Origin of the sequence: Paraburkholderia solisilvae, assembly GCF_902859875.1 — a bacterium.
GTDB classification, from domain to species: Bacteria; Pseudomonadota; Gammaproteobacteria; order Burkholderiales; family Burkholderiaceae; genus Paraburkholderia; species Paraburkholderia solisilvae.
The window spans coordinates 61,527-81,996 of sequence record NZ_CADIKF010000035.1 but is presented as its reverse complement, the minus strand read 5'-3'; the positions used below and the strand labels follow the sequence as shown (position 1 = coordinate 81,996).

Sequence of the window (20,470 nt, the reverse complement as noted above, 5' to 3'; positions counted from 1 at the left end):
AGTGGCGGCAGCGGCGGCACAAGCGGCGGCAGGTCCGCGGGCAGATCGGGCGGCCAGTCGGACGGCAGATCAGGCGGCCAGCGCACTGGCGGGTCCGGCGGACGCACCGGCGGAAGATCCGGCGGCCATCTGGGCGGCAGGTCCGGCGGCCACGCGGGTGAGCGATGCGGCGGCACTTTCGCGGGGTGATCCGGCGGTGCATCCGACGGCAGATGCAACGGTGGACGTGCCGGCAGGTCCCGCGACCGGTACGTCGGCGAGTTTGCATGAACTGCCGGCGCGGCGGAAGCTTCGCGGCCGGCCGGCAGCGGGGCCGCGCGGCATGCCATGCGAGGCGCGCAAGTAGCGATTTCGTCAGGCTTTTTTGCGTCGTAATGGGCGCCGGCACCTCGGTTGCCTATTCGGGGCGCTTCCAATAAACTAACGCGCTCACCCCTGCGTGACTGGCGATAGAACCCGACGGGTTCAAGGTGGAACAACCCACCGTGAAGCGCGGGGCTCCGTTTTGCCGTTCGCCTGGGCAGCTGTGATCCGTGCGCCATTGTTTGCGCTGCCGGTCGCTGTCCTGCCTCGCGTGTGCGGCCCCTCCACAGTCCGCATGTCCAGGTGTCCAGCTTCCTGCCGCACCGCTCACCTGCTTGCGCGCTTTGCGCACGCGTTTCGCGTGCATTTGCGTGCAAGATCGGGCGTTGAACGACGCGCGGCATCACGGTCAACCGAACATTCTCAACGGAACGCGCATGTTTGATAAAGCCCAAAGCACCATTGCGAACGTCGACCCGGAAGTCTGGCAGGCGATCGAGCAGGAAAACCGCCGCCAGGAAGAGCACATCGAGCTGATCGCGTCGGAGAACTACACGAGCCCGGCCGTGATGGCCGCGCAAGGCTCGCAGCTCACCAACAAGTACGCAGAAGGCTACCCGGGCAAGCGCTATTACGGCGGTTGCGAGTACGTCGATATCGTCGAGCAGCTGGCGATCGACCGGGTCAAGCAGCTGTTCGGCGCCGAAGCGGCGAACGTGCAGCCGAACTCGGGTTCGCAGGCGAACCAGGGCGTCTTCTTCGCCATGCTCAAGCCCGGCGACACGATCATGGGCATGAGCCTCGCGCACGGCGGCCATTTGACGCACGGCTCGCCGGTCAATATGTCGGGCAAATGGTTCAACGTCGTCAGCTACGGCCTGGACGCCGCCGAAGACATCGATTACGAAGCAGCTGAGAAGCTTGCGCAGGAACACAAGCCGAAGCTGATCGTTGCCGGCGCATCGGCTTTCGCGCTGCGTATCGACTTCGAACGTCTCGCGAAGATCGCAAAGGCGGTCGGCGCGTATCTGATGGTCGACATGGCGCACTACGCGGGCCTCATCGCCGCCGGTGTGTACCCGAACCCGGTGCCGCACGCGGACTTCGTCACCACCACCACGCACAAGAGCCTGCGCGGTCCGCGCGGCGGCGTGATCCTGATGAAGGCCGAATACGAAAAGCAGATCAACTCGGCCATTTTCCCGGGCATCCAGGGCGGTCCGCTGATGCACGTGATCGCGGCGAAGGCCGTCGCGTTCAAGGAAGCGCTGTCGCCGGAGTTCAAGGAGTACCAGCAGCGTGTGATCGAAAACGCTCGTGTGCTCGCCGAAACGCTGGTCAAGCGAGGCCTGCGCATCGTGTCGGGGCGCACCGAGAGCCACGTGATGCTGGTCGACCTGCGCGCGAAGCACATCACCGGCAAGGCGGCGGAAGCCGCGCTCGGCGCCGCACACATCACCGTCAACAAGAACGCAATTCCGAATGACCCGGAAAAGCCGTTCGTCACCAGCGGCATCCGCCTCGGTTCGCCCGCCATGACGACGCGCGGTTTCGGTGTCAAGGAAGCCGAGCAGGTCGGCAACCTGATCGCCGATGTGCTCGACAATCCGGAAGACACGGCCGCCATCGATCGTGTGCGTGCGCAGGTCGCCGAGTTGACGAAGCGTTTCCCGGTCTATCGCTAGTCGATCATGCGCTGCCCGTTCTGCCGGCACGACGACACGCAGGTGGTCGACTCGCGGGTGTCCGAAGACGGCGCCGCGATCCGGCGCCGCCGTCGTTGTCCGGCTTGCGACAAGCGCTTCACCACCTATGAGCGCGTCGAACTCGCGCTGCCGTCGGTCGTCAAGAAGGACGGCAGCCGTGTCGAATTCGACCGGCGCAAGATTGTCGCCAGCATGAAGCTCGCGTTGCGCAAGCGGCCGGTCGCCGCCGATGCGATCGACGCCGCGGTGGCGCGCATCGAGTATCAGCTGCTCGGTAGCGGCGAGCGCGAGGTGCGCAGCGACCGTCTCGGCGAACTCGTGATGAACGAATTGCGCGCGCTCGACACCATTGCCTACGTCCGTTTCGCATCCGTCTACCGGCGCTTCGAAGACGTGTCCGAGTTCGAGGACGTGATCGAAGAATTCCGCCGCATGGCCCCGCCGGCCGGACCGCCCAAGCCGCGGCGCAAGCGCTGACTGCGCGGCGAGCCATTCGGCTCGCCGGCTCGTTCGCTGGACGCACGCGCGCCCGGTCGCCAACCTGGTGATCGGCTCAATTTGCAGCTGCATACTTTCTCCCCTTCTCAACTTTGCGGGTCTTTGAACGACTCGTAGCCGTCAAGCGCCCGACGCAGATGCGATGTTGCGTGTAATCGCGTTCGCGCGCCACCTGGCCATTCGGCAGATTGTTAGCACTCTCGAGTATCGGTAGATTCATCGTCTTCCACGGTTAAAGACGGAGGCTGACGATGAATAACGATGGCTGGACAATGTGGGCGCGATCGGGCTTCACACTGATCGAAACACTGGTGGTCGTAGCGCTTCTCGCGGTACTCGCGGTGTTGGCGACACCGTCGTTCGTCGCATGGCAGGTGCGCGACCAGGTCGACGCGCGCGCTCACGCGTTGTTGTCGACCCTCGCCTATGCGCGCAGCGAAGCGATCCGGCGCGGCGTGCGCGTCACGGTGTGCCGCATCGATGCGGCCCGGCGTTGCCTCGCCGCGGGTCAGGCTTGCCGGTCCGGCATTGCGGACTGGTCATGCGGTTGGGCCGTGATGATCGAACGGGCCGGGTCGTTTTTCGCACTGCGCGTGCAACCGGAGTTCGCCGCGGTCAGCATCGCCGGCGCGTCGACGAATCTCGCTTTTACACCGCCTGCGGGTCAGGCGATCGGCAGCTTCCGCAATTTCGATGTCGCACCGCGATTTGCGTCGAAGGCGACGCAAGGCAACTCATGGCGCCGCTGCATCCGTATCGCGGCGGGCGGGCGTGCGCGCATCGTTGAAGGCCCTTGTGGAGCGTCCGCATGAAGAGCCCAGCGTTGCGTTACCCATACGTTGCACGCGGCGAGTCGCTGATCGAAGTGATGCTGGCTGTCGTGCTGACCGCCGTTACCGCGCTCGGTCTGATTGCCTCACAAATGTGGATGATCCGCGACGCGCGCGCGACGGCGATGCGAGAGGATGCCGCGCTGCTTGCCGATGCGCTCGTCGAAGCGATGCATGGCGCGTCGCCCGGCAGCCCCGCGCTCTCGCAGTGGCGTTCGCGGACGGCTTCATTGCTGCCGCAAGGTGAGGCGTCGGTGAGCGGTGCCGGCGCTCAGACATCCGTTGCGCGTGTCACGTGGCAGGCGCTCGCTCCCGCACCGCGTTCGGGTGAAGTGATCGATGCGCCGGCGCCGTGCGGCGATATCACCGTGCCTGCCGGTACTGGCTGCGTCGTGCTCGCCTTTGCCGAATGATGCGCAGCGTACTTCGTCCGTGCGGCCACACGCTGCTCGAACTGACGATTGCGATGGCGCTCGGGCTTGTCGTCACGGCTGGCGCGGTGTCGCTCTATCAGTCTCAGCGGACCGCGCTCGTGCGTGCCACTGACGCCGCGCAGATGCAGGCGGCCGGGATGACTGCGCTCACGCTCGTCGCGTTGCAGTTGCAGATGGCGGGGTTTATGCCTGCGGACGCATCCGCGGAGGACCGGTCGTCCGCTGGCGCCGCACTCTTCGGATGTTCGGCCGCACGTCCGGTCGGAGCCGATGATCGCCTCGCGTGCGAGTCGCTGGCGGGCCGCTCGGATGGCGTTGCAATCCGCTATGTCGCTGACGGCGTGTCGACATGGCCGTCGGCCACCGCGCAACCGACCGATTGTCTGGGGCAGGGGCTTGCACGAACGCTCGCCGCCTTACCGGGCGTGCCGGTCGTCAACCGCTTTTATGCGAAGGCCAGCGCGTCGACCGGCGAGCCGGAGTTGTACTGCGAAGGTAGCGGCAAGGTGGGGTCGGCGCAGCCGCTCGTCGAGGGCGTCGAGCAGTTGCGGCTGCGCTACTGGCTGGCGGGCGAGGCTGCGGCGCGTGATGCCTATGCAATTGCACCGGCGCAATGGAGCGGCATTGTCGCGGTCGATGTTTGTGTGCTCGTGCGCGGCGCGCGAGATTCACGCAGTACGCAGGCGACTCGCTATACCGATTGCGATGGCGTGTCGTCGGTCGGCGCGGACAAACGTGCGCGCGAGGCGTTCTGGCGGCGCGTCGCGATCCGCAATAACAGTGGAGGTGAAACATGATGCGTTGTGGACCGAGGCCGGTGCGCTCTTCGAAGGCGAGACGTCTGACCGTGCGTCGCGGCGGGCGTACTCCGCGCGACGGCTACGCGGCGCGCGCACCACGTGCAGCACGTGCGCCACGTGCACCCGGCGTCCCGCGCCGTGCGCGCAACCGCGGCGCTGCGCTGCCCATCGTGCTGATGTTGTCGGCGATGATGCTTGCTACCGCGGCCGCGTGGTTCGAAACATCGCTTGCGGCCGCCCGCGGTGCGGCTAACCTGCATGATCAACTGGTCGCGTTCCATGCAGCCGATTCGGCATTGACGTTGTGCGCGCAACGGGTTGTCGCGAGCGGCGTGCCGGTGGCTGAACCGGCTGCGGACGGCGAACCGGTCGCATGGAAAGAGGCCGTAGCGTTCGGCGCACTGGCGTTCGCTCCGGTTGCGCAATGGCCGGGTTCGTTCGGACCGCCGCAATGCGCGATCGAAGCGTGGCGCCTTGCGATGCGTCCCGCCGCGCGGGCATGGCTTATCACCGCGCGCGGCTACGGGAGCACGCAGGATACGCAATCGTGGCTGCAGCTTCAGCTGGTGGTGGACAACGGCATCGTCGAGCGCCATTGGCGGCGTATTGCTGCGCGTCCGTTCTGACGAGGCGTCCGGCCGTGATACCGACCGACGCAATGCCCGGGAGCCCGAAAGCCCGAAAGCCCCAGCTCGTTCCCCCACCCAATCTTCTTCCGCGGATCAAACGAATGAAGCCTCACACCGACGCCTTCACATTGCTGGAACTGGTGATCGCGCTCGCGATCATCGCAGCGCTCGCCGCGTTTGCGGTGCCGTCATACCGGGCGCAGGTCGTGCGAGGACATCGAATGGACGCCGCGGCGGCGCTCTATCGCGCGGCGCAATATCTCGAATCCGCGTCGCGCGGCGCGAGCGCAACGACCTTGCCGGCGGGCTTCGATCAGGCGCCTCAATCAGGCACGCCTGTCTACCGGCTGCAGATGCGGTCCGCCGACGATGCAAACGGCGGCTACACGCTGGAAGCACGGCCCGCGGACGCGGGCCCGATGCGCGACGACCCATGCGGCACCTTCGTGCTCGATGCGACCGGTTTGCGCACGAACCGCACAACGAGCGGCGAGGCGTCAGATACGGCCGACAATCTCGCAAGCGGCATGGGGGCCCTCGCCGCCGCCGAGACTACACACTGCTGGAGTGCGCGTTGACCCGATCAACCGCCCGCATCCGTGCCGGATGGTCGAGCACCGGTGTCGGCGCCAGCGCGGCTGGCAGCGCTTTTACCCGCGTGGCCGCCGGTCTCGCGCCGGACCTGTTGCCATATCCGGTAAGCCTCCCACACACCGAGCGCGAGGCTGCCCCACTTCAGCACCGGCTTGGCGGTCGCGACCACGCTGGTGCGCAGCGGCCGCGCAAGCAGCAGCGAGACGAGCGAACTGATCAGCGGATATTGCTTCAGCAGTGTGCCGATGCCTTTGCTGGTCGCGCCGCGCGCACCCCAGCGCATGCTGGCGAAGCCCGGCAGCACGAATTTGAGCCAGCTGAAATGAATGACCGCCTGGCGCAAGTCGGTGGTTGCCTGCGCAAGCTCCATGCGCTCGACGTCCGCGCGCACGATCAGCAGTTCCTTGCGCAGCGCTCGCAGCTGGGGCGTGCTCAAGTTCTTCGTCGCGCTGTGCTGGCGGCGGAATGTGGCATCTGGATGGACGTGGCTCATGGCGTGTCAGTGCAGCGTCAAAGGTGGTTGAAGAAGCCCGCGACGAAGATATCGAGGTGGTCGGTGAACGCGGTGAAAGCGGAGGAAGCATGGGCCACGGCCAATCTTGCCAATACCACGCCCAATCAGCCACGCACCGGACATGCACTCCACACGCAGTCGTGTACTCGCCACGCACCACCGACAGGTGAAACCACCACGCATCAGCGGCACGCGCTCAGACCGTCACCCCGAATGCTTGCGAAAAATCTCGCGGTCCTTTTCGAATTCGTTGAGCGTCGCTTCGAACACCGCCGGTGCGTTGTGCAAGTTGCTGCGCGCACGCAGCCCGCATACCAGCGCGGCAATCGCATAGACGATCGTGATGCCCGCCAGCGACTGCCAGCGGTAGGTATCCCAGAACGCGATCGCGATCAACGCAGTCAGCGCGATCAGCGCCATCATCGCGAGCATCATCGCCGCGAGCCCGAGAAAGAGTACGGCGAGCAGGCGATCTTTTTCTTCTGCCAGCTCGATGCCGATCAGTTCGAGCCGCGTTTGCAGAATCGAAAAGACGGAGCCGAAGATACGGCGCAGCGGGCTACGGTCCGCGCGCTGCGATTGGGTATCGGTGGTCATGGCGTGAACGCGTTACCCCGTGAAAGTGCATCGGAACATCACCGGAAGCCGCACCGGCAGCGCACTGGATCGACCCGGCCGGCGCCCGTAAGCGCCGGCCGGACCCTGTCTGAAAACGTATCCAGCCGGGCGTCAGATGACGTCCCGCCGGGCCGGCCGCCTTGTTTGCAACCTGTCTGCCGCGCTGGGCTGTGCGGCATTTCCCGCGAACGGCTGCCTGCCTTACCTCCGATTGATCAGCAGGCCCACCAGCACACCGACGCCGGCCGCGATGCCGATCGACGTCCACGGGTGCTCGTGCACATAGTCGTCGGTCGCGCGTGCCGCCTTCTTGCCTTTCTCGACCACCACCACCTGCACATCCGCTGCCTTTTCCTTCGCCTGCTTCAGGCGCGAGAGCGCGGATTCGCGGAGTTCGGAAGCGCGTTCGCCGGTTGCGCTCGCGGCCTGCTTCAGCAGATCTTCAGCATCTGCGAGAACTGTCTTGATATCCGACATCAATCTCTCCTTGTTGACTTCCGACATTGATTGCTCCCTTCGTGCACGCTACGCGTGGAATCGTAACCAAAGAAACCGCCGCTGGCGAGCGCGGCAGGTGAACAGGGCGGATCATCGCAACGTGCAGAATCCATTCCCGGCTGGCCTTTCGCGCAACCCGTCATGCAACGGAATGGCCGGCCATCGAAACAATGCTGTGGAAAAGACCCGGCACTGGATGATCATCGGCTCCCCGCGGCGGGCGCCGCCCTCGGACGACGCTCCCCCACATTAATAGCACGGGAAGCCGATCTGGCCCGCTAAGTTTCACTCATCGTGACCAAAATTACAAAAATCTCATATGTGTATGACGCTCGGTTCGTTAGCCGGACAGGGGCGCGTCCGTTATGCTCTAATTTTTTCCCACGCTGCCGGCTCGGCCGGGCGGACTTTTCGAACATTCAAAAGGAGCTGCATGATGAGTCTACGTCTTGGAGATATCGCACCCGATTTCGAACAGGATTCGAGCCTCGGGCGGATCAAATTCCATGAGTGGCTGGGCGATAGCTGGGGCGTGCTGTTCTCGCATCCGGCGGACTTCACGCCGGTCTGCACGACGGAACTGGGGCTGACCGCGAAGCTCGCGAGCGAGTTCGAGAAGCGCAATGTGAAGACGATCGCGCTGTCCGTCGATACCGCGAAGTCGCACAACGAGTGGATCAAGGACATCAACGAAACCCAGGCTGCAAGCGTCGGCTTTCCGATTCTCGCCGACGGCGACCGCAAGGTGTCGGAACTGTACGACATGATCCACCCGAATGCGAACGAAACGCTGACGGTGCGCTCGCTCTTCATCATCGATCCGAAGAAGAAGGTGCGTCTGATCATCACCTACCCGGCGAGCACCGGCCGCAATTTCGACGAGGTGCTGCGCGTGATCGATTCGCTGCAGCTCACCGACAACTATCAGGTCGCGACGCCGGGTAACTGGAAGCACGGTGACGACGTCGTGATCGTGCCGTCGCTGAAGGACGAGGACGTGATCAAGCAGAAGTTTCCGAAGGGCTACAAGGCGCTGCGCCCGTACCTGCGGATGACGCCGCAGCCGAACCTCAAGTAAGCCGCCGGCGGTCGCGCCCGCAGCCAGGCGCGCATGCAGCGAACGCCGCATAAGCGGCGTGAGCGGCGAAAGCAGGCAATCGCAGCGCCACAATCGCAGCAAAAGCTTCAAAACCCAGGCCGGGCCGCGGATGAATCGAATCCGCGGCCCGGCTTTTTTCATCGACGTGCGCAGCCCGGCCATCTCGATCGAAAGAGGGAGGCTGCATATGAAGCCAGGCTAAGCCGCACGCCGCGCTTCGATCAACTGGTCCACCGTCCGCATCACGAACTCCGGACTGATCGCCGACGTGCACTGGAATCGCTGCGCGCCGCTTGCCGCGCGGCGCGGACACCAGTCGAAATCGTCGGGATCGAACTCGTGCGCGGTGTCGTTGAAGCAGCTATTGCACGCGTGGAAGTTGATCACACGCCATGGCGTGTGGAACTCCGTCTTCGGATGCGAAAAGCCGCTGATCATCACGACCGGCGTGCCGACCGCCCACGCGAGCCACGACAGGCCGCTGCCGAGGCCGATGAAGCACTGCGCATGCGCGAGCAGGCTCGCGCGCTCCTGCAGCGGCCGCTCGCCGGTGAAGTCCTCGGCGCCGGCCGGCATCCGGTTCAGCGCGCCGGGCTGCCCGTATTCGCGATCGCGGTCGATGCATAGCACGCGAAAGCCGCGCTGCTTCAGATGCGCGATCAGCGTCGGCCAGCCGCGCGGATTGTTCCAGTACTTGCATTGGGCGGTCGCCTGCGTCGCGATGCACACGTACGGTGCGGCGATGCGCCGCGCGGTGTCCGCGATGACGATGCGCGGGCGGCGTTCGCCGGGCGGCACGCCGAGCATGTATGCGATCGCGTCCTGCATGCTGCTGACGCGCGGGTCGGTCGGCTGGTGATCCCGTTCGCCGTAAGGGGAAAAGAGGCCGATGTGATAGGTCGCATAGAACGGCGTGTCCGGAGCGGCCCGGGACGCGGCTGCGGCCGCGGCGGAATCGATCGCGCGTCCGCTGCGCAGCGTGAGCGCCGGGTAGCCCGGGCGAAACAGCGGCTGCAGATGATCCGGCAACGCGACATGCAAATCGCAGCGATGCTGCTCGCGAAACGCGTCGACGACCGGCATCCACGCGATCGAGTCGCCGAGCGCGTCCGAGGCGAGGCGGATCAGCACTGGCTGGCCGGTTGCATCGAAGGTGTGCTCGAACACGAGACGCGCGCCATCGAGCACCTGCAGGCTCATGCGGACGAAGTACTTGCGCCGGCTCGCCACGGTTTCGCCGGCTTCGACCGTTTCGTCGAACACGACGTTGTTCGTATCGACGTCGATCATCCGCACGCGCCAGCCGCTCACGGGCACCTGCACGCGGCACCCGTAGTTGAAATCGAAGCGCACGCCTTCGGGCCCGCTGAGCGCCGGCGCGCCGGGCTGCGCGAAGGGTGATTCGGTGAGGCCGCGCTGTGTGCCTGGGCGGACGGAATGGCTCATGGTGTCTCCGAGACAGCGCCGAATCTGTCTGTTGACACCGCGTCGAAGATCGGAATCGGCGAAAGCTGAAAAAAGCAGCCGACACCTTAAGTGCGTGACCAGTCCGCCCGAATTGGACAAGTCTTAAAAAGCGCCCGCGAAGTCTACGTTTGCTAACGACAAGCTCAGAAGAACGCCTGAATGCCGGTCTGCGCGCGCCCGAGAATCAGCGCGTGGATATCGTGCGTGCCTTCGTACGTGTTGACCACTTCGAGATTCACCAGGTGCCGCGCGACGCCGAACTCATCGGAGATGCCGTTGCCGCCGAGCATGTCGCGCGCGAGGCGGGCGATGTCGAGTGCCTTGCCGCACGAGTTGCGCTTCATGATCGAGGTGATCTCGACGGCGGCGGTGCCGTCGTCCTTCATGCGCCCGAGGCGCAGCACGCCTTGCAGGCCGAGCGTGATTTCGGTCTGCATATCGGCGAGCTTCTTCTGGACCAGTTGATTCGCGGCGAGCGGCCGGCCGAACTGCTTGCGATCGAGCACGTACTGGCGCGCGGTGTGCCAGCATGCCTCGGCCGCGCCGAGCGCGCCCCACGCGATGCCGTAGCGCGCCGAATTCAGACACGTGAACGGCCCGCGCAGGCCCTTCACGCCAGGCAGCAGGTTCTCTTCGGGCACGAACACGTCGTCGAGCACGATCTCGCCGGTGATCGACGCGCGCAGGCCGATCTTGCCGTGGATTGCCGGCGCGCTGAGTCCCTTCCAGCCTTTCTCGAGAATAAACCCGCGGATCTCGTCCTCGCCGTTCTCTTCGAGCTGCGCCCAGACGAGGAACACGTCGGCGATCGGCGAGTTCGTGATCCACATTTTCGAGCCGGACAGCGAGTAGCCGCCGTCGACTTTCCTCGCGCGCGTCGCCATGTTGGCCGGGTCCGAGCCGTGATTCGGCTCGGTGAGGCCGAAGCAGCCGATCCACTCGCCGTTCGCGAGCTTCGGCAGGTATTGGTCTTTCTGCGCGTCGGTGCCGAATTCGAAGATCGGCACCATCACGAGCGACGACTGCACGGACATCATCGACCGGTAGCCGGAATCGATCCGCTCGACTTCGCGCGCGATCAGCCCGTAGCTCACATAGTTCAGGCCCGGGCCGCCGTACTGCTCGGGGATGGTGGGGCCGAGCATACCGAGCTCGCCCATTTCGCGGAAGATCGCGACGTCGGTCTTCTCGTGGCGAAACGCGTCGAGCACGCGCGGCGCAAGCTTGCCCTGCGCATAGGCCGCGGCGGCGTCGCGCACCATCCGTTCTTCGTCGGTGAGCTGCTGGTTGAACAGCAGCGGGTCGTCCCAGTGAAATTTCGCATGCGCGGCCATGACGTCTCTCCTTCCTGAATGCCCGATGGCTGGATGGCCGGCGCTTGCCGCCGCAGCGCAAGCGCCCGATGATGGCTGACGCTTGCTGCGGCGCGGCCGGCATTCGACAGCCGATGAAAAATACGCGTGACTTGACTTGAGTTCCGCTGTGCGAAACAATGTTTTGCAAATGACATTTGAGTGTATCACCCGATGCCGCGCACCGCACCTGTTCCTATTCGCGCACCTGACGCGCCGCCGTCCGCGACGGCCTCGCCGGCCATCGACGAGCGCAAATTCGTCGTCGCGCTCGCACGCGGGCTCGACCTGCTGCGCGCGTTCAGGCCCGGCGAGACGCTGCTTGGCAACCGCGACTTCGTCGAGCGGACCGGCTTGCCGAAGGCGACCGTCAACCGCCTCGCGTACACGCTGACCGTGCTCGGCTACCTGCGCTTCGATGAGGCACTCGGCAAATATGCGCTCGATGCGGGTGTGCTGTCGCTCGGTTTTGCGCTGCTCTCGGGCACCGACACGCTCGAGCTGGCGCGGCCGCATCTGCGCGCATTCGCGCGCGAGGTCGGCGCGGCGGTGTCGCTCGGCTGCCGTGACGGGCTCGACATGACTTATCTGGAAACCATCCGCAGCGAGACGGCGTTGACGCTCGGGCTCGCTTCCGGCTCGAAACTGTCGATGTTGACGAGCTCGATGGGCCGCGCGTATCTCGCGGTGCAGCCGGCCGAGGTGCGCGATGCGCTGCTGGCGGAGCTCGCGCAGGCGGCGGGCGACGCGGGCGCGGCGCAGGTGGACGGAGCGCGCAGCGAAATCGATGCGTTTGCGGACGCCGGCTGCTGTTATTCGTTTCGCGCGTGGCACGACGACGTCAACGCGGTGGCCGTGCCGTTTCGCGACCCGCGCGATGGCCGCTGGCTGGTGCTCAGCTGCAGCGGGCCGGCATCGTCGATGGGGGAGGACGTGTTTCGCGAGCGCGTCGCGCCACGGCTGAAGGCGCTCGCGCAGCGGTTGGGCGATCCGGCGCAGCGGGCGGCGGTGCGGATCGGCGAGCGCGGTTGAACGGACTACGCGTTGTCGGGTGAGTCCGCGTTGGGTGCGGTTTCAGCGATACAGCCGTTTCACGGATTTCGTAGCGGAGTTCAATGACTGGCACATCGGCACATCGGCACATCGGCACATCGGCACATCGGCACATCGGCACATCGGCACATCGGCACATCGGCACATCGGCGCCGCAGCGAATGGTTGTCCCACCTGTTGCGTCAAAGGGTTGCGCACGCGTGTTCAATCACGCCGACCCGCGCCCGCTTTTCCTCAAGCCGCCCCTTTCTCATTCACGACAAAGAGCGGCCCCTGCACGAACCGCACGTCGTACTGCTGCAGCATTTCAAACTGCGCCTCGGTTGCGACACGATTGAAGATCAACGGAATGCGAAGGCGGTTCGCATAGCCGACCAGCGGTTTGACCATCGCATCGCGCAAGGCCGCGCCCGCGTCCATCTTGACGAAGTCGAGGCGGGCCATATCCGATACCGACAGGATCTGCCCCGCGTTGGGCAGATTCCCCGCGACCTTGAAGCCGTAGTGCTGATAGCTCTTGGTCAGATAGCCGAGAAACGTGCGATGCGCGACCGCGGCGGCCGGCAGTTCGATCACGATGCGCGACGGATTGAGCCCGAACGAGATCAGCACTGCCGAGAAGTGCCGGCCATGGTCGTAGCGCACGCTCTTCAGCAGACGCTCGTGCACCCGCAAAAACAGCAGGCCGTGCCGCTGCGCGCCGAAGAAGTTGATCGTATGCATCGCGCGCGACATGCGGTCGAGCGCGACCAGTTCCTGGTCGTCGGTCACGTGCTCGAACGGGTCGAAGGAATCGACGCTTGCGCCGGTCAGTTGCTGCGTGACCGCCTGAAAGCCGAGCTCATCGCCGAAGCGGTCCGCGCTTTGCGGCTCGGACGATAGCGATTGCGCGAGCCCGTGCACGCTGATGTCGAAAATCGGCTCGTACGCGCTGCCGATCTCGAGGTCGGCGTAATGCGCGACCGCGCTGTCGCGATGAGCACCGCTGCCCATGCGCAAATGCTCACGTAGAAACGGAAGGGTCGATGCGCGGTCAACGAGTTGAGGGATGGTGAACGGAATCATGTGTGGCGTATGGGGCGATCAGTCGCGCTCTAAGGGCGGCAAGCGCCGCATTCTTCGATGGTAGCAGCGAGCGCCAGATCGCGACTAACCAATTGCTGATATCGATTTCTGACGGCGCCCATGCGTGCGGGTTTACGCGAGTTTCACTAAACGTAACCGGTTTTGCGATTCATAATGATCGCTCGGATAACGGAGACAGCTGCATGAATACTTCGATGCGGCGCGCAGGCAGCGCGGGGAGCACGGGCAAGACCGGCGGCGCGGGCGTCGACGGCGACAGTGGCGGCGCATACCAGTCCGGCTTCGGCAACGAGTTCGCGACCGAAGCGCTGCCGGGCGCGCTGCCGCAAGGCCGCAATGCGCCGCAGCGCGCACCTTACGGGCTTTATACCGAGCAATTGTCCGGCACGGCGTTCACCGCGCCGCGCGCCTGCAACCGGCGCTCGTGGCTGTATCGGATTCGCCCGGCGCTGATGCATCGGCCGTTTACGCCGCTGCCGGCGACGGAGCATCTCGTCGCGAACTTCGCCGGCGTGCCGCCGACGCCGCCGAACCCGTTACGCTGGGACCCGCTGCCGATGCCGACGGCGCCGACCGATTTCATCGACGGCTGGGTGACGATGGCGGGCAACGGCGCCGCTGAAGCGATGAGCGGCTGCGCGATTCATCTGTATGCGGCGAACCGGTCGATGGAAAACCGCTACTTCTTCAGCGCGGACGGCGAATTGCTGATCGTCCCGCAGCACGGATGTCTTGCGATTGCGACCGAACTCGGCAAGCTCGAAGTCGCGCCGTTCGAGATCGCGGTGATTCCGCGCGGCGTGCGCTTTACCGTCGCGCTGCCGGATGGCGGTGCGCGCGGGTATATCTGCGAGAACTTCGGCGCGCTGCTGCGGCTGCCGGACCTCGGGCCGATCGGCTCGAACGGACTCGCGAATCCGCGCGATTTCCTCACGCCGCACGCCGCGTACGAAGACCGCGAAGGCGCGTTCGAACTGATCGCGAAGATGAACGGCCAGCTGTGGCGCGCGGATATCGATCATTCGCCGCTCGACGTCGTCGCGTGGCACGGCAATTACGCGCCGTACAAATACGATCTGCGCCGCTTCAATACGATCGGCTCGATCAGCTTCGACCATCCGGATCCGTCGATCTTTCTGGTGCTGCATGCGCCGGGCGATACACCAGGCGTCGATACCCTCGACTTCGTGATCTTTCCGCCGCGCTGGCTCGCGGCCGAAGATACGTTCCGTCCGCCGTGGTTTCACCGCAATGTCGCGAGCGAATTCATGGGTCTCGTGCACGGCGCCTACGACGCGAAGGCCGAAGGCTTCGTGCCGGGCGGCGCGAGCCTGCACAACTGTATGTGCGGGCACGGGCCGGATGCTGAAACGTTCGAGAAGGCATCGCATAGCGATACGTCGCAGCCGCACAAGGTGACGGACACAATGGCGTTCATGTTCGAAAGCCGCACGTTGATCCGGCCGACGCGCTTTGCGCTCGAGAGTGCTCAGTTGCAGGCGAATTATGCTGACTGCTGGCAGGGCTTGAAGAAGCACTTCGATGCGCAACGTCGGTGAGTGGCGGTGAGCGTCGATGGGTGGCGCCGGCGGCGGTAGCGATGGTGGCGGCGCCGCACAGCGCATGAGTTGACCATACACGCAGCGGCACACGCGACGACACGTGCACACCGCACACCGTGCACCCGCAGCCACCTACCGCAACGCGTTCAACGCGCCGCGCCGCCTCTCCCATACCGCCGCGACCAGGAACGCGAGCGCGCTCGCGAGCAGCACGCCGATCAACGCATCGTGTCCGACGCGCGTCATCAGCGCGCCGGCGACGAGCGGGCCGCCGAAGCTCGCGATGCTCCACGACGCGCCGATCAGCGAGCTCGCGGACACCAGCGCCGCGCCGCGAAAACGCTCGCCGCAGGCGACCAGCGACAGCGTATAGATCGCGCCGGCCGCGCCGCCCAGCACATACAGCAACGGCCAGCACAACCACGGCACCGCGACCGCCCAGCGCAGCAGCGCGAGCAGCGCCACGACGACCACGGCCGCGCCGATATGCACGCGCTGGCGGCCGAGCCGGTCCGCGAGCCAGCCGATCGGAAACTGCAGGGTGGTGTCGCCGAGCAGCATCGCCGACGCGAACAGCACCGCGACGCTCGCCGTGAAGCCATGCGCGATCGCGAAGAGCGGCATCAACGACAGCGCGAGCGTATCGAACAGCGCGAAAAAGCCGGTGCCGACGACGAGCGCGGGCATCTGGGGCAACACATGCCGCCAGTTGCCGTGCGGTTCATCTTCGCCGGCGATGCGCGGCGTCGCGCGGATTGCCGCGAGCATCGGCAGCGCGAGCAGAAAAATCGCGCCGCACAAGAGAAAGCGCCATCCGGCAAACGGAGCGATGCGGCTCACGAGCACCGGGCCGGCCATCTGGAACAGCGTGAAGTGGGTCGCGTAGATCGCGATCACGCGGGCGCGCGATGCGTCGTCGGCGAGCTGATTCACCCATGCTTCGCCGACCGTGAAAAGCAGCATCAGCGCGACGCCGCATACCACGCGCAGCGCGGCCCACAGCAGCAGACTGGTGGTGACCTGCATCAGCGCGGTGGCGAGCGCGACCGCGAGCACCGCGCCGGCGATCACTTCGCGGCCGCTAAAGCGCGCGGCGATACGGCTCGTCAGCGGGACGACGAGCAGGCCGCCGCCCGCTTGCGCGGCGGTCAGGAGGCCGACGACATCGGTGCCGTAGCCCGCGTCGGTGAGCGCGAGCGCGGTGAGCGGCAGGGTCGCGCCGGTGCCGAGTCCGACCACGGCGACGCTCAGAATGAGCGCGACGAAGTCGCGCGAGAAGATCACTTTCATCGGGCTCGATGCTACCGCGGGCCACGATGCAGGCGCGTGTGCGCGCCTCTGCGCATGCGAAGGCAAGCCGGCATCAACCCGGCACCGCCATGCGCTGCGCGCGCCGCTCGAGCGAGACCGACCACACCGTCAGCGCCACCGCGCCGGCCGCCGTGGCGACGCCGACCCACGGCAGCGCGGTGAGCGGCGCGCCGGCGCCGATCGCCATGCCGCCGAGCCATGCGCCGGTTGCATTGCCGAGATTGAATGCCCCCTGGTTGAGCGTCGACGCGAGATTCGGCGCATGGCTCGCGCGATCGACAATCAGCATTTGCAGCGGCGGCACGATCGCAAACGCGAGCACGCCCCATGCGAACACCGTGACGAGCGCGGGAATCGGCGCATGCATCGCCGCGGCGAACACGACGAGGATCGCAACGATGGCCAGCAGGAAGCCGAGCAGCGCCTGCACCGGACGCCAGTCCGCGAGCTTGCCGCCGAGCGTGCTGCCGACCGTCAGCCCGAGCCCGAACAGCAGCAGCACCAGCGTGACCGCGTGCGGCGTAAAGCCGGTGACGTCTTCGAGAATCGGCGTGATGTAGGTGAACGTCGAAAAGAGGCTGGCCGACGCGAGCACGCTCGTGCCGAGCACCATCAGCACTTGCGGATTCTTCAGCACTTTGAATTCGTGCAGCAGGCTCGCCTTCTGCATCTCGATGCGCGACGGCAGGCAGGCCGCCAGCGCGGCCGCGGCCAGCACGCCGATGACGGTCACCGCCCAGAACGTCGCGCGCCAGCCGACCGCCTGGCCGAGCGCGGTGCCCAGCGGCACGCCGAGCACGTTGGCGAGCGTCAGGCCGGTGAACATCAGCGCGATGGCCTGCGCGCGGCGGTTCGGCGCGACGAGTCCGGCCGCGACCACCGAGCCGATGCCGAAGAACGCGCCGTGACAGAACGCGGTGACGATGCGCGCGAGCATCAGCACCGCATAGTTCGGTGCGATCGCGCACAACAGATTGCCGACGATGAACACGCCGATCAGGCTCATCAACGCTTTCTTGCGCGGCATATTCGCCACCGCGATCGCGACGATCGGCGCGCCGATCGTGACGCCGAGCGCATACGCGGAGACCAGCATGCCGGCTGCCGGAATCGACACGGCGAGATCGCGCGCGACATCGGGCAACAAGCCCATGATCACGAATTCAGTCGTGCCGATGCCGAATGCGGCGACGGCGAGAGCAAGCAGGGGCAGAGGCATGATGGAAGATCGGCAGGCGCCGCCGTGCGTGCGCGCGTTCGGGGCGAAGCGCATCGTGCAGGCAGGGGAAAATCACCAGGGGATTGTACCTAAGCCGAAACCCGCGCGACCGGCGATGCAACGTGTGTTGTTTTTGTTGCGCGTGTTTGCCGGACGAATGCGTCACGCGTTTGCCGGTCCGATGCCGGCGTTCGTTCAGCCATCCGATGGATCGAGCGTGCCGCCGTGCCGTCCGGCGCCGCCCGCGAAGCGTGCAGCCAGCGCGAGGCCCTCGTTCAATACGGCCGGATAGCCGCCCGCGCCTTCGCGGCGCAACGCGTCGGCGAAATCGTCGCGCATGCTGTTCTCGTACGCCGAACGCCGGTCGGCAAGCAGCGCGGCCTGTGGCAGCGCGGCCAGTTGTGCGGCAAGCCGTTCGGCTGCCGTGCGCGCGGCGCCGTCTTCGACAATCCGGTTCGCAAGCCCGAACGCGAGTGCTTCGTCGGCGCCGACCGCGCGGCCGGTGAGAATCAGATCGAGCGCGCGCGACAGGCCGATCAGCCGCGGCAAGCGGATCGTGCCGCCGTCAATCAATGGAATGCCGACGCGCCGGCAAAACACGCCGAGCACCGCCGAGCGTTCGACCACCCGCAAGTCGCACATGGCCGCGAGCTCGAGACCGCCTGCGACCGCGTACCCCGAGATGGCCGCGATGACCGGTTTCGTGATTGACATGCGTGTCGGGCCCATCGGACCCGGACCGCTGCCGTCGGCATGCAATTCATTGCGGCGCGTGTCGTCGTCGAGCGCGCTCAGGTCCGCGCCCGAGCAGAACGTGCCGCCTGCGCCGAACAGCACCGCCGCGCGCCAGCTTTCGTGGGTTTCGAAACGTGCGAACGCTTCGGACAGCGCGTGCGCCGTCGGCCGGTCGACCGCATTGCGGCACGCGGGCCGGTCGAGCACGATGGTTGCGACCGCATCAATTGCCTCGATGCGGACATGTTCGCCGAATGTTTCGAGGGTCATCATCGTCTCCTGACAGACGAAGCGCATGACGTGCGCGTGTGTGCTCGAAAAACCACAGACGCGCGCCGAAACCGCTTGCGTCGCTGACACGCGCTTTTCACAATCGACTCGTAGCGTAACTTCCTTTTATGTGCCGGTTTGGCTCGTTCGTCGCGTGAAGCATGCCGGCATGTTGGGAGTGTCCCAACGTTCGTATTCAATTGAAAGTGTCGATGTCGAATTCAGCACTGCCCGCGTGTGAACCCGTCTGGATCGTTCAACTGCACGATCATGAATGGTATGACCACGTCCGCCTGAAGCGGGTTTTTTCGACCGACGGCACGCGCCATGAAGTGGTCCTTGTCGATGCGCGCAAGCTGCTGCTCTGCGCGGATCGCGACGATACCGACTATGTATTGCGCCCGGTGCAGGAATGGCATTCGGGCAAGATGCGCGGCATTCGCGAATTTCTCGATCCGCAGAACGCGCGCGTGCCGGACATGCCGTACGTCACCGTCACGTCGCGGCGCGCGGCCGGCCTGATCGGCTGGCTCGGTCTCGAGCATGAAGGCGTGGTCACATTCCGCAACGGCCAGCATCGCGCGCGCTATCTCGCGTCGGCGGGCGCGCGGTGGTTTCCAGTCGAAGTGCATGAGCGCGAGGCCGCATTGCTGCGCCAGTATTGCGGCGCGCCCGACGACGCGCGCACCGCGCTGCGGCCGTGTATCGTCGCGGCGCCCGGCGCCGACAGCCACGCGGACGACGACGATCACAACGACGACCGCAGTGACGACCGCGGCGACCAGGACGTGCCAGTCAAACGCGGCGCCGGCGCACACACGCCCGGCGCGCCGCGCAAAGGTCTATAAAGCTCACCCGCGCGCCGGCATATGCGCGACGACGTTGCGCGGCACGCCGTCGCTCCACGCCTTCACATTGCCGAGCGTCGTCTGCGCGATCTCGTTCATCGCCTCGCGCGTAAAGAACGCCTGGTGCGCGGTGACGATCACATTCGGAAACATCAGCAGCCGCGCGAGCACATCGTCCTGCAGCGGCGTATCCGAATGGTCCTCGAAAAAGAGGCCGGCTTCCTCTTCGTAGACGTCGAGCCCGAGATGGCCGAGCTGCCCGCTCTTCAATGCGCCGACTAGCGCGTTGCTTTCGACGAGGCCGCCGCGGCCGGTATTGATCAGCATCGCGCCGCGCTTCATTTTCGCAAGCGCGGCTGTATCGATCATGTGATGGGTGGCCGGCACGAGCGGACAGTGCAGGCTCACAATGTCCGCGCTCGCGAGCAGCGTATCGAGCGGCACGTATTGCGCGCCGAGCGCGAGCAGGTCGTCGGCGGGCGGCCCCGGATCGTAGGCGACCAGCTGCGTGCCGAAGCCCGCCATGATGCGCCCGAAGGTGCGGCCGATCACGCCGGTGCCGACCACGCCGACCGTCTTGCCGTGCAGGTCGAAACCGAGCAGGCCGGTGAGCGAGAAGTCGCCCTCGCGGGTGCGCGCGACCGCGCGCGGCAGGCGCCGGTTCAGCGCGAGAATCAGCCCGACCGCATGCTCGGCGACCGCGTGCGGCGAGTAGGCGGGCACGTGCAGCACCGGCATGCCGAGGCGCTCGGCCGCGGCGAGGTCGACGTGATTGAAGCCCGCCGAGCGCAGCGCGATCAGCCGCGTGCCGCCGGCGTGCAGCTGTTCGAGCACGGCTGCGTCGACCATGTCGTTGACGAACGGGCAGACGACCTCGTAGCCGTGTGCGAGGATCGCGGTCTCGCTATCGAGGTAAGACTCCTGGAAGTGCAGTTCATAGTGAAACGACGCGTTGGCTTCGGCGAATGTGTCGCGGTCGTACTGGCGGCTGCTGAACAGGATCATGCGCATCGCGGCTCCCGGAAGGGGCGCGTCGTTGCGCGT

Annotated in this window: 21 protein-coding genes, 1 pseudogene and 1 riboswitch; of the genes and pseudogenes, 11 read left to right on the top strand and 11 right to left on the bottom strand. The window is 65.9% G+C overall.

The genetic code is table 11. The features are described from left to right. The coding region (locus HV675_RS32225) for a hypothetical protein (protein ID WP_425496141.1) at window positions 1-218 on the bottom strand (218 nt) is incomplete at its 3' end. Between the two features lie 211 nt (window positions 219-429). Further along, window positions 430-529: riboswitch (ZMP/ZTP riboswitch) on the top strand. Between the two features lie 211 nt (window positions 530-740). Between HV675_RS32225 and glyA the strand changes: the two genes are divergently transcribed. From glyA to HV675_RS20960, 7 genes are all read left to right on the top strand, one after another. Further along, window positions 741-1,988: a serine hydroxymethyltransferase gene (gene glyA, locus HV675_RS20990; RefSeq protein ID WP_175113013.1), complete on the top strand. Its 1,248-nt coding sequence runs from the start codon at window positions 741-743 to the stop codon at window positions 1,986-1,988. Between the two features lie 6 nt (window positions 1,989-1,994). After that, window positions 1,995-2,486 carry a transcriptional regulator NrdR gene (gene nrdR / locus HV675_RS20985; protein WP_175113012.1) on the top strand — a complete coding sequence of 164 codons (492 nt, stop codon included), beginning with the start codon at window positions 1,995-1,997 and terminating at the stop codon, window positions 2,484-2,486. 272 nt (window positions 2,487-2,758) lie between these two features. After that, window positions 2,759-3,319 carry a GspH/FimT family pseudopilin gene (locus tag HV675_RS20980; RefSeq protein WP_175113011.1) on the top strand — a complete coding sequence of 187 codons (561 nt, stop codon included), beginning with the start codon at window positions 2,759-2,761 and terminating at the stop codon, window positions 3,317-3,319. Further along, on the top strand, window positions 3,316-3,750 hold the full coding sequence (locus tag HV675_RS20975) for a PilV family protein (protein ID WP_175113010.1): 435 nt from the start codon (window positions 3,316-3,318) through the stop codon (window positions 3,748-3,750). The genes HV675_RS20980 and HV675_RS20975 overlap by 4 nt, the downstream gene beginning before the upstream one ends. Then, window positions 3,747-4,568 (top strand): PilW family protein, encoded by an 822-nt coding sequence (locus tag HV675_RS20970; protein ID WP_175113009.1) that lies wholly within the window; start codon window positions 3,747-3,749, stop codon window positions 4,566-4,568. The genes HV675_RS20975 and HV675_RS20970 overlap by 4 nt, the downstream gene beginning before the upstream one ends. 191 nt (window positions 4,569-4,759) lie before the next feature. Beyond that, on the top strand, window positions 4,760-5,197 hold the full coding sequence (locus tag HV675_RS20965; protein WP_343056824.1) for a pilus assembly PilX family protein: 438 nt from the start codon (window positions 4,760-4,762) through the stop codon (window positions 5,195-5,197). A 104-nt stretch (window positions 5,198-5,301) separates the two neighbouring features. Next, a complete protein-coding gene (locus HV675_RS20960; protein WP_175113008.1) occupies window positions 5,302-5,778 on the top strand; it encodes a type IV pilin protein in 477 nt (158 codons plus the stop codon). Between the two features lie 5 nt (window positions 5,779-5,783). On the opposite strand, the gene HV675_RS20955 is transcribed toward HV675_RS20960, so the two are convergent. From HV675_RS20955 to HV675_RS20945, 3 genes are all read right to left on the bottom strand, one after another. After that, on the bottom strand, window positions 5,784-6,287 hold the full coding sequence (locus HV675_RS20955) for a DUF3318 domain-containing protein (RefSeq protein WP_175113007.1): 504 nt from the start codon (window positions 6,285-6,287) through the stop codon (window positions 5,784-5,786). A 225-nt stretch (window positions 6,288-6,512) separates the two neighbouring features. Beyond that, window positions 6,513-6,905, bottom strand: a complete 393-nt coding sequence (locus tag HV675_RS20950; protein WP_175113006.1) for a phage holin family protein — start codon at window positions 6,903-6,905, stop codon at window positions 6,513-6,515. Between the two features lie 222 nt (window positions 6,906-7,127). Beyond that, on the bottom strand, window positions 7,128-7,430 hold the full coding sequence (locus tag HV675_RS20945) for an ElaB/YgaM/YqjD family protein (RefSeq protein ID WP_175113005.1): 303 nt from the start codon (window positions 7,428-7,430) through the stop codon (window positions 7,128-7,130). Between the two features lie 430 nt (window positions 7,431-7,860). On the opposite strand from HV675_RS20945, the gene HV675_RS20940 reads away from it, so the two are divergent. Next, window positions 7,861-8,502 (top strand): peroxiredoxin, encoded by a 642-nt coding sequence (locus tag HV675_RS20940; protein ID WP_175113019.1) that lies wholly within the window; start codon window positions 7,861-7,863, stop codon window positions 8,500-8,502. A 219-nt stretch (window positions 8,503-8,721) separates the two neighbouring features. Here HV675_RS20940 and HV675_RS20935 read toward each other — a convergent pair whose 3' ends face one another. Beyond that, a complete protein-coding gene (locus HV675_RS20935; RefSeq protein WP_175113004.1) occupies window positions 8,722-9,969 on the bottom strand; it encodes an autotransporter strand-loop-strand O-heptosyltransferase in 1,248 nt (415 codons plus the stop codon). Between the two features lie 164 nt (window positions 9,970-10,133). Then, entirely contained in the window at window positions 10,134-11,324 is a 1,191-nt protein-coding gene (locus tag HV675_RS20930) for an acyl-CoA dehydrogenase (RefSeq protein WP_175113003.1), read from the bottom strand. A 192-nt stretch (window positions 11,325-11,516) separates the two neighbouring features. Here HV675_RS20930 and HV675_RS20925 point away from each other — a divergent pair, with 192 nt between their 5' ends. Then, window positions 11,517-12,374 (top strand): IclR family transcriptional regulator, encoded by an 858-nt coding sequence (locus tag HV675_RS20925; protein ID WP_175113018.1) that lies wholly within the window; start codon window positions 11,517-11,519, stop codon window positions 12,372-12,374. A gap of 255 nt (window positions 12,375-12,629) precedes the next feature. Here the strand turns inward: HV675_RS20925 and HV675_RS20920 are convergent, their stop codons facing one another. Further along, window positions 12,630-13,460, bottom strand: coding sequence for an EAL domain-containing protein (locus tag HV675_RS20920; RefSeq protein WP_175113002.1), 831 nt, complete (start codon window positions 13,458-13,460; stop codon window positions 12,630-12,632). 203 nt (window positions 13,461-13,663) lie between these two features. On the opposite strand from HV675_RS20920, the gene hmgA reads away from it, so the two are divergent. Next, window positions 13,664-15,040, top strand: coding sequence for a homogentisate 1,2-dioxygenase (gene hmgA, locus HV675_RS20915; protein ID WP_175113001.1), 1,377 nt, complete (start codon window positions 13,664-13,666; stop codon window positions 15,038-15,040). Between the two features lie 135 nt (window positions 15,041-15,175). Here the strand turns inward: hmgA and HV675_RS20910 are convergent, their stop codons facing one another. The 3 genes from HV675_RS20910 to HV675_RS20900 all read right to left on the bottom strand — a co-directional run bounded on the left by HV675_RS20910 (window position 15,176) and on the right by HV675_RS20900 (window position 18,578). Beyond that, window positions 15,176-16,333 (bottom strand): MFS transporter, encoded by a 1,158-nt coding sequence (locus tag HV675_RS20910; RefSeq protein ID WP_175113000.1) that lies wholly within the window; start codon window positions 16,331-16,333, stop codon window positions 15,176-15,178. Between the two features lie 73 nt (window positions 16,334-16,406). After that, the gene (locus HV675_RS20905; RefSeq protein WP_175112999.1) at window positions 16,407-17,573 is read right to left on the bottom strand and encodes an MFS transporter; all 1,167 of its coding nucleotides are present in this window, start codon (window positions 17,571-17,573) and stop codon (window positions 16,407-16,409) included. 195 nt (window positions 17,574-17,768) lie between these two features. After that, complete coding sequence (locus HV675_RS20900) at window positions 17,769-18,578, bottom strand: crotonase/enoyl-CoA hydratase family protein (RefSeq protein ID WP_377700562.1); 810 nt, start codon at window positions 18,576-18,578, stop codon at window positions 17,769-17,771. Window positions 18,579-18,790: 212 nt separating this feature from the next. Here HV675_RS20900 and HV675_RS20895 point away from each other — a divergent pair. Next, window positions 18,791-19,300: pseudogene (locus tag HV675_RS20895) on the top strand (plasmid fertility inhibition factor family protein); the annotation flags it as partial. 129 nt (window positions 19,301-19,429) lie between these two features. On the opposite strand, the gene HV675_RS20890 reads toward HV675_RS20895, so the two are convergent. Next, window positions 19,430-20,437, bottom strand: a complete 1,008-nt coding sequence (locus HV675_RS20890; protein ID WP_175112997.1) for a 2-hydroxyacid dehydrogenase — start codon at window positions 20,435-20,437, stop codon at window positions 19,430-19,432. Between the last annotated feature and the right edge of the window lie 33 nt (window positions 20,438-20,470).

Bases quoted from the DNA above. Each gene is read 5' to 3' on its own strand.
- hmgA (WP_175113001.1), top strand. From the start codon at position 13,664: ATGAATACTTCGATGCGGCGCGCAGGCAGCGCGGGGAGCACGGGCAAG.
- glyA (WP_175113013.1), top strand. From the start codon at position 741: ATGTTTGATAAAGCCCAAAGCACCATTGCGAACGTCGACCCGGAAGTC.
- HV675_RS20900 (WP_377700562.1), bottom strand. From the start codon at position 18,578: ATGACCCTCGAAACATTCGGCGAACATGTCCGCATCGAGGCAATTGAT.
- HV675_RS20935 (WP_175113004.1), bottom strand. From the start codon at position 9,969: ATGAGCCATTCCGTCCGCCCAGGCACACAGCGCGGCCTCACCGAATCA.
- HV675_RS20950 (WP_175113006.1), bottom strand. From the start codon at position 6,905: ATGACCACCGATACCCAATCGCAGCGCGCGGACCGTAGCCCGCTGCGC.
- HV675_RS20920 (WP_175113002.1), bottom strand. From the start codon at position 13,460: ATGATTCCGTTCACCATCCCTCAACTCGTTGACCGCGCATCGACCCTT.
- HV675_RS20955 (WP_175113007.1), bottom strand. From the start codon at position 6,287: ATGAGCCACGTCCATCCAGATGCCACATTCCGCCGCCAGCACAGCGCG.
- HV675_RS20925 (WP_175113018.1), top strand. From the start codon at position 11,517: ATGCCGCGCACCGCACCTGTTCCTATTCGCGCACCTGACGCGCCGCCG.
- nrdR (WP_175113012.1), top strand. From the start codon at position 1,995: ATGCGCTGCCCGTTCTGCCGGCACGACGACACGCAGGTGGTCGACTCG.
- HV675_RS20930 (WP_175113003.1), bottom strand. From the start codon at position 11,324: ATGGCCGCGCATGCGAAATTTCACTGGGACGACCCGCTGCTGTTCAAC.
- HV675_RS20905 (WP_175112999.1), bottom strand. From the start codon at position 17,573: ATGCCTCTGCCCCTGCTTGCTCTCGCCGTCGCCGCATTCGGCATCGGC.
- HV675_RS20940 (WP_175113019.1), top strand. From the start codon at position 7,861: ATGAGTCTACGTCTTGGAGATATCGCACCCGATTTCGAACAGGATTCG.
- HV675_RS20970 (WP_175113009.1), top strand. From the start codon at position 3,747: ATGATGCGCAGCGTACTTCGTCCGTGCGGCCACACGCTGCTCGAACTG.
- HV675_RS20890 (WP_175112997.1), bottom strand. From the start codon at position 20,437: ATGCGCATGATCCTGTTCAGCAGCCGCCAGTACGACCGCGACACATTC.
- HV675_RS20980 (WP_175113011.1), top strand. From the start codon at position 2,759: ATGAATAACGATGGCTGGACAATGTGGGCGCGATCGGGCTTCACACTG.
- HV675_RS20960 (WP_175113008.1), top strand. From the start codon at position 5,302: ATGAAGCCTCACACCGACGCCTTCACATTGCTGGAACTGGTGATCGCG.
- HV675_RS20975 (WP_175113010.1), top strand. From the start codon at position 3,316: ATGAAGAGCCCAGCGTTGCGTTACCCATACGTTGCACGCGGCGAGTCG.
- HV675_RS20945 (WP_175113005.1), bottom strand. From the start codon at position 7,430: ATGTCGGAAGTCAACAAGGAGAGATTGATGTCGGATATCAAGACAGTT.
- HV675_RS20910 (WP_175113000.1), bottom strand. From the start codon at position 16,333: ATGAAAGTGATCTTCTCGCGCGACTTCGTCGCGCTCATTCTGAGCGTC.
- HV675_RS20965 (WP_343056824.1), top strand. From the start codon at position 4,760: ATGATGCTTGCTACCGCGGCCGCGTGGTTCGAAACATCGCTTGCGGCC.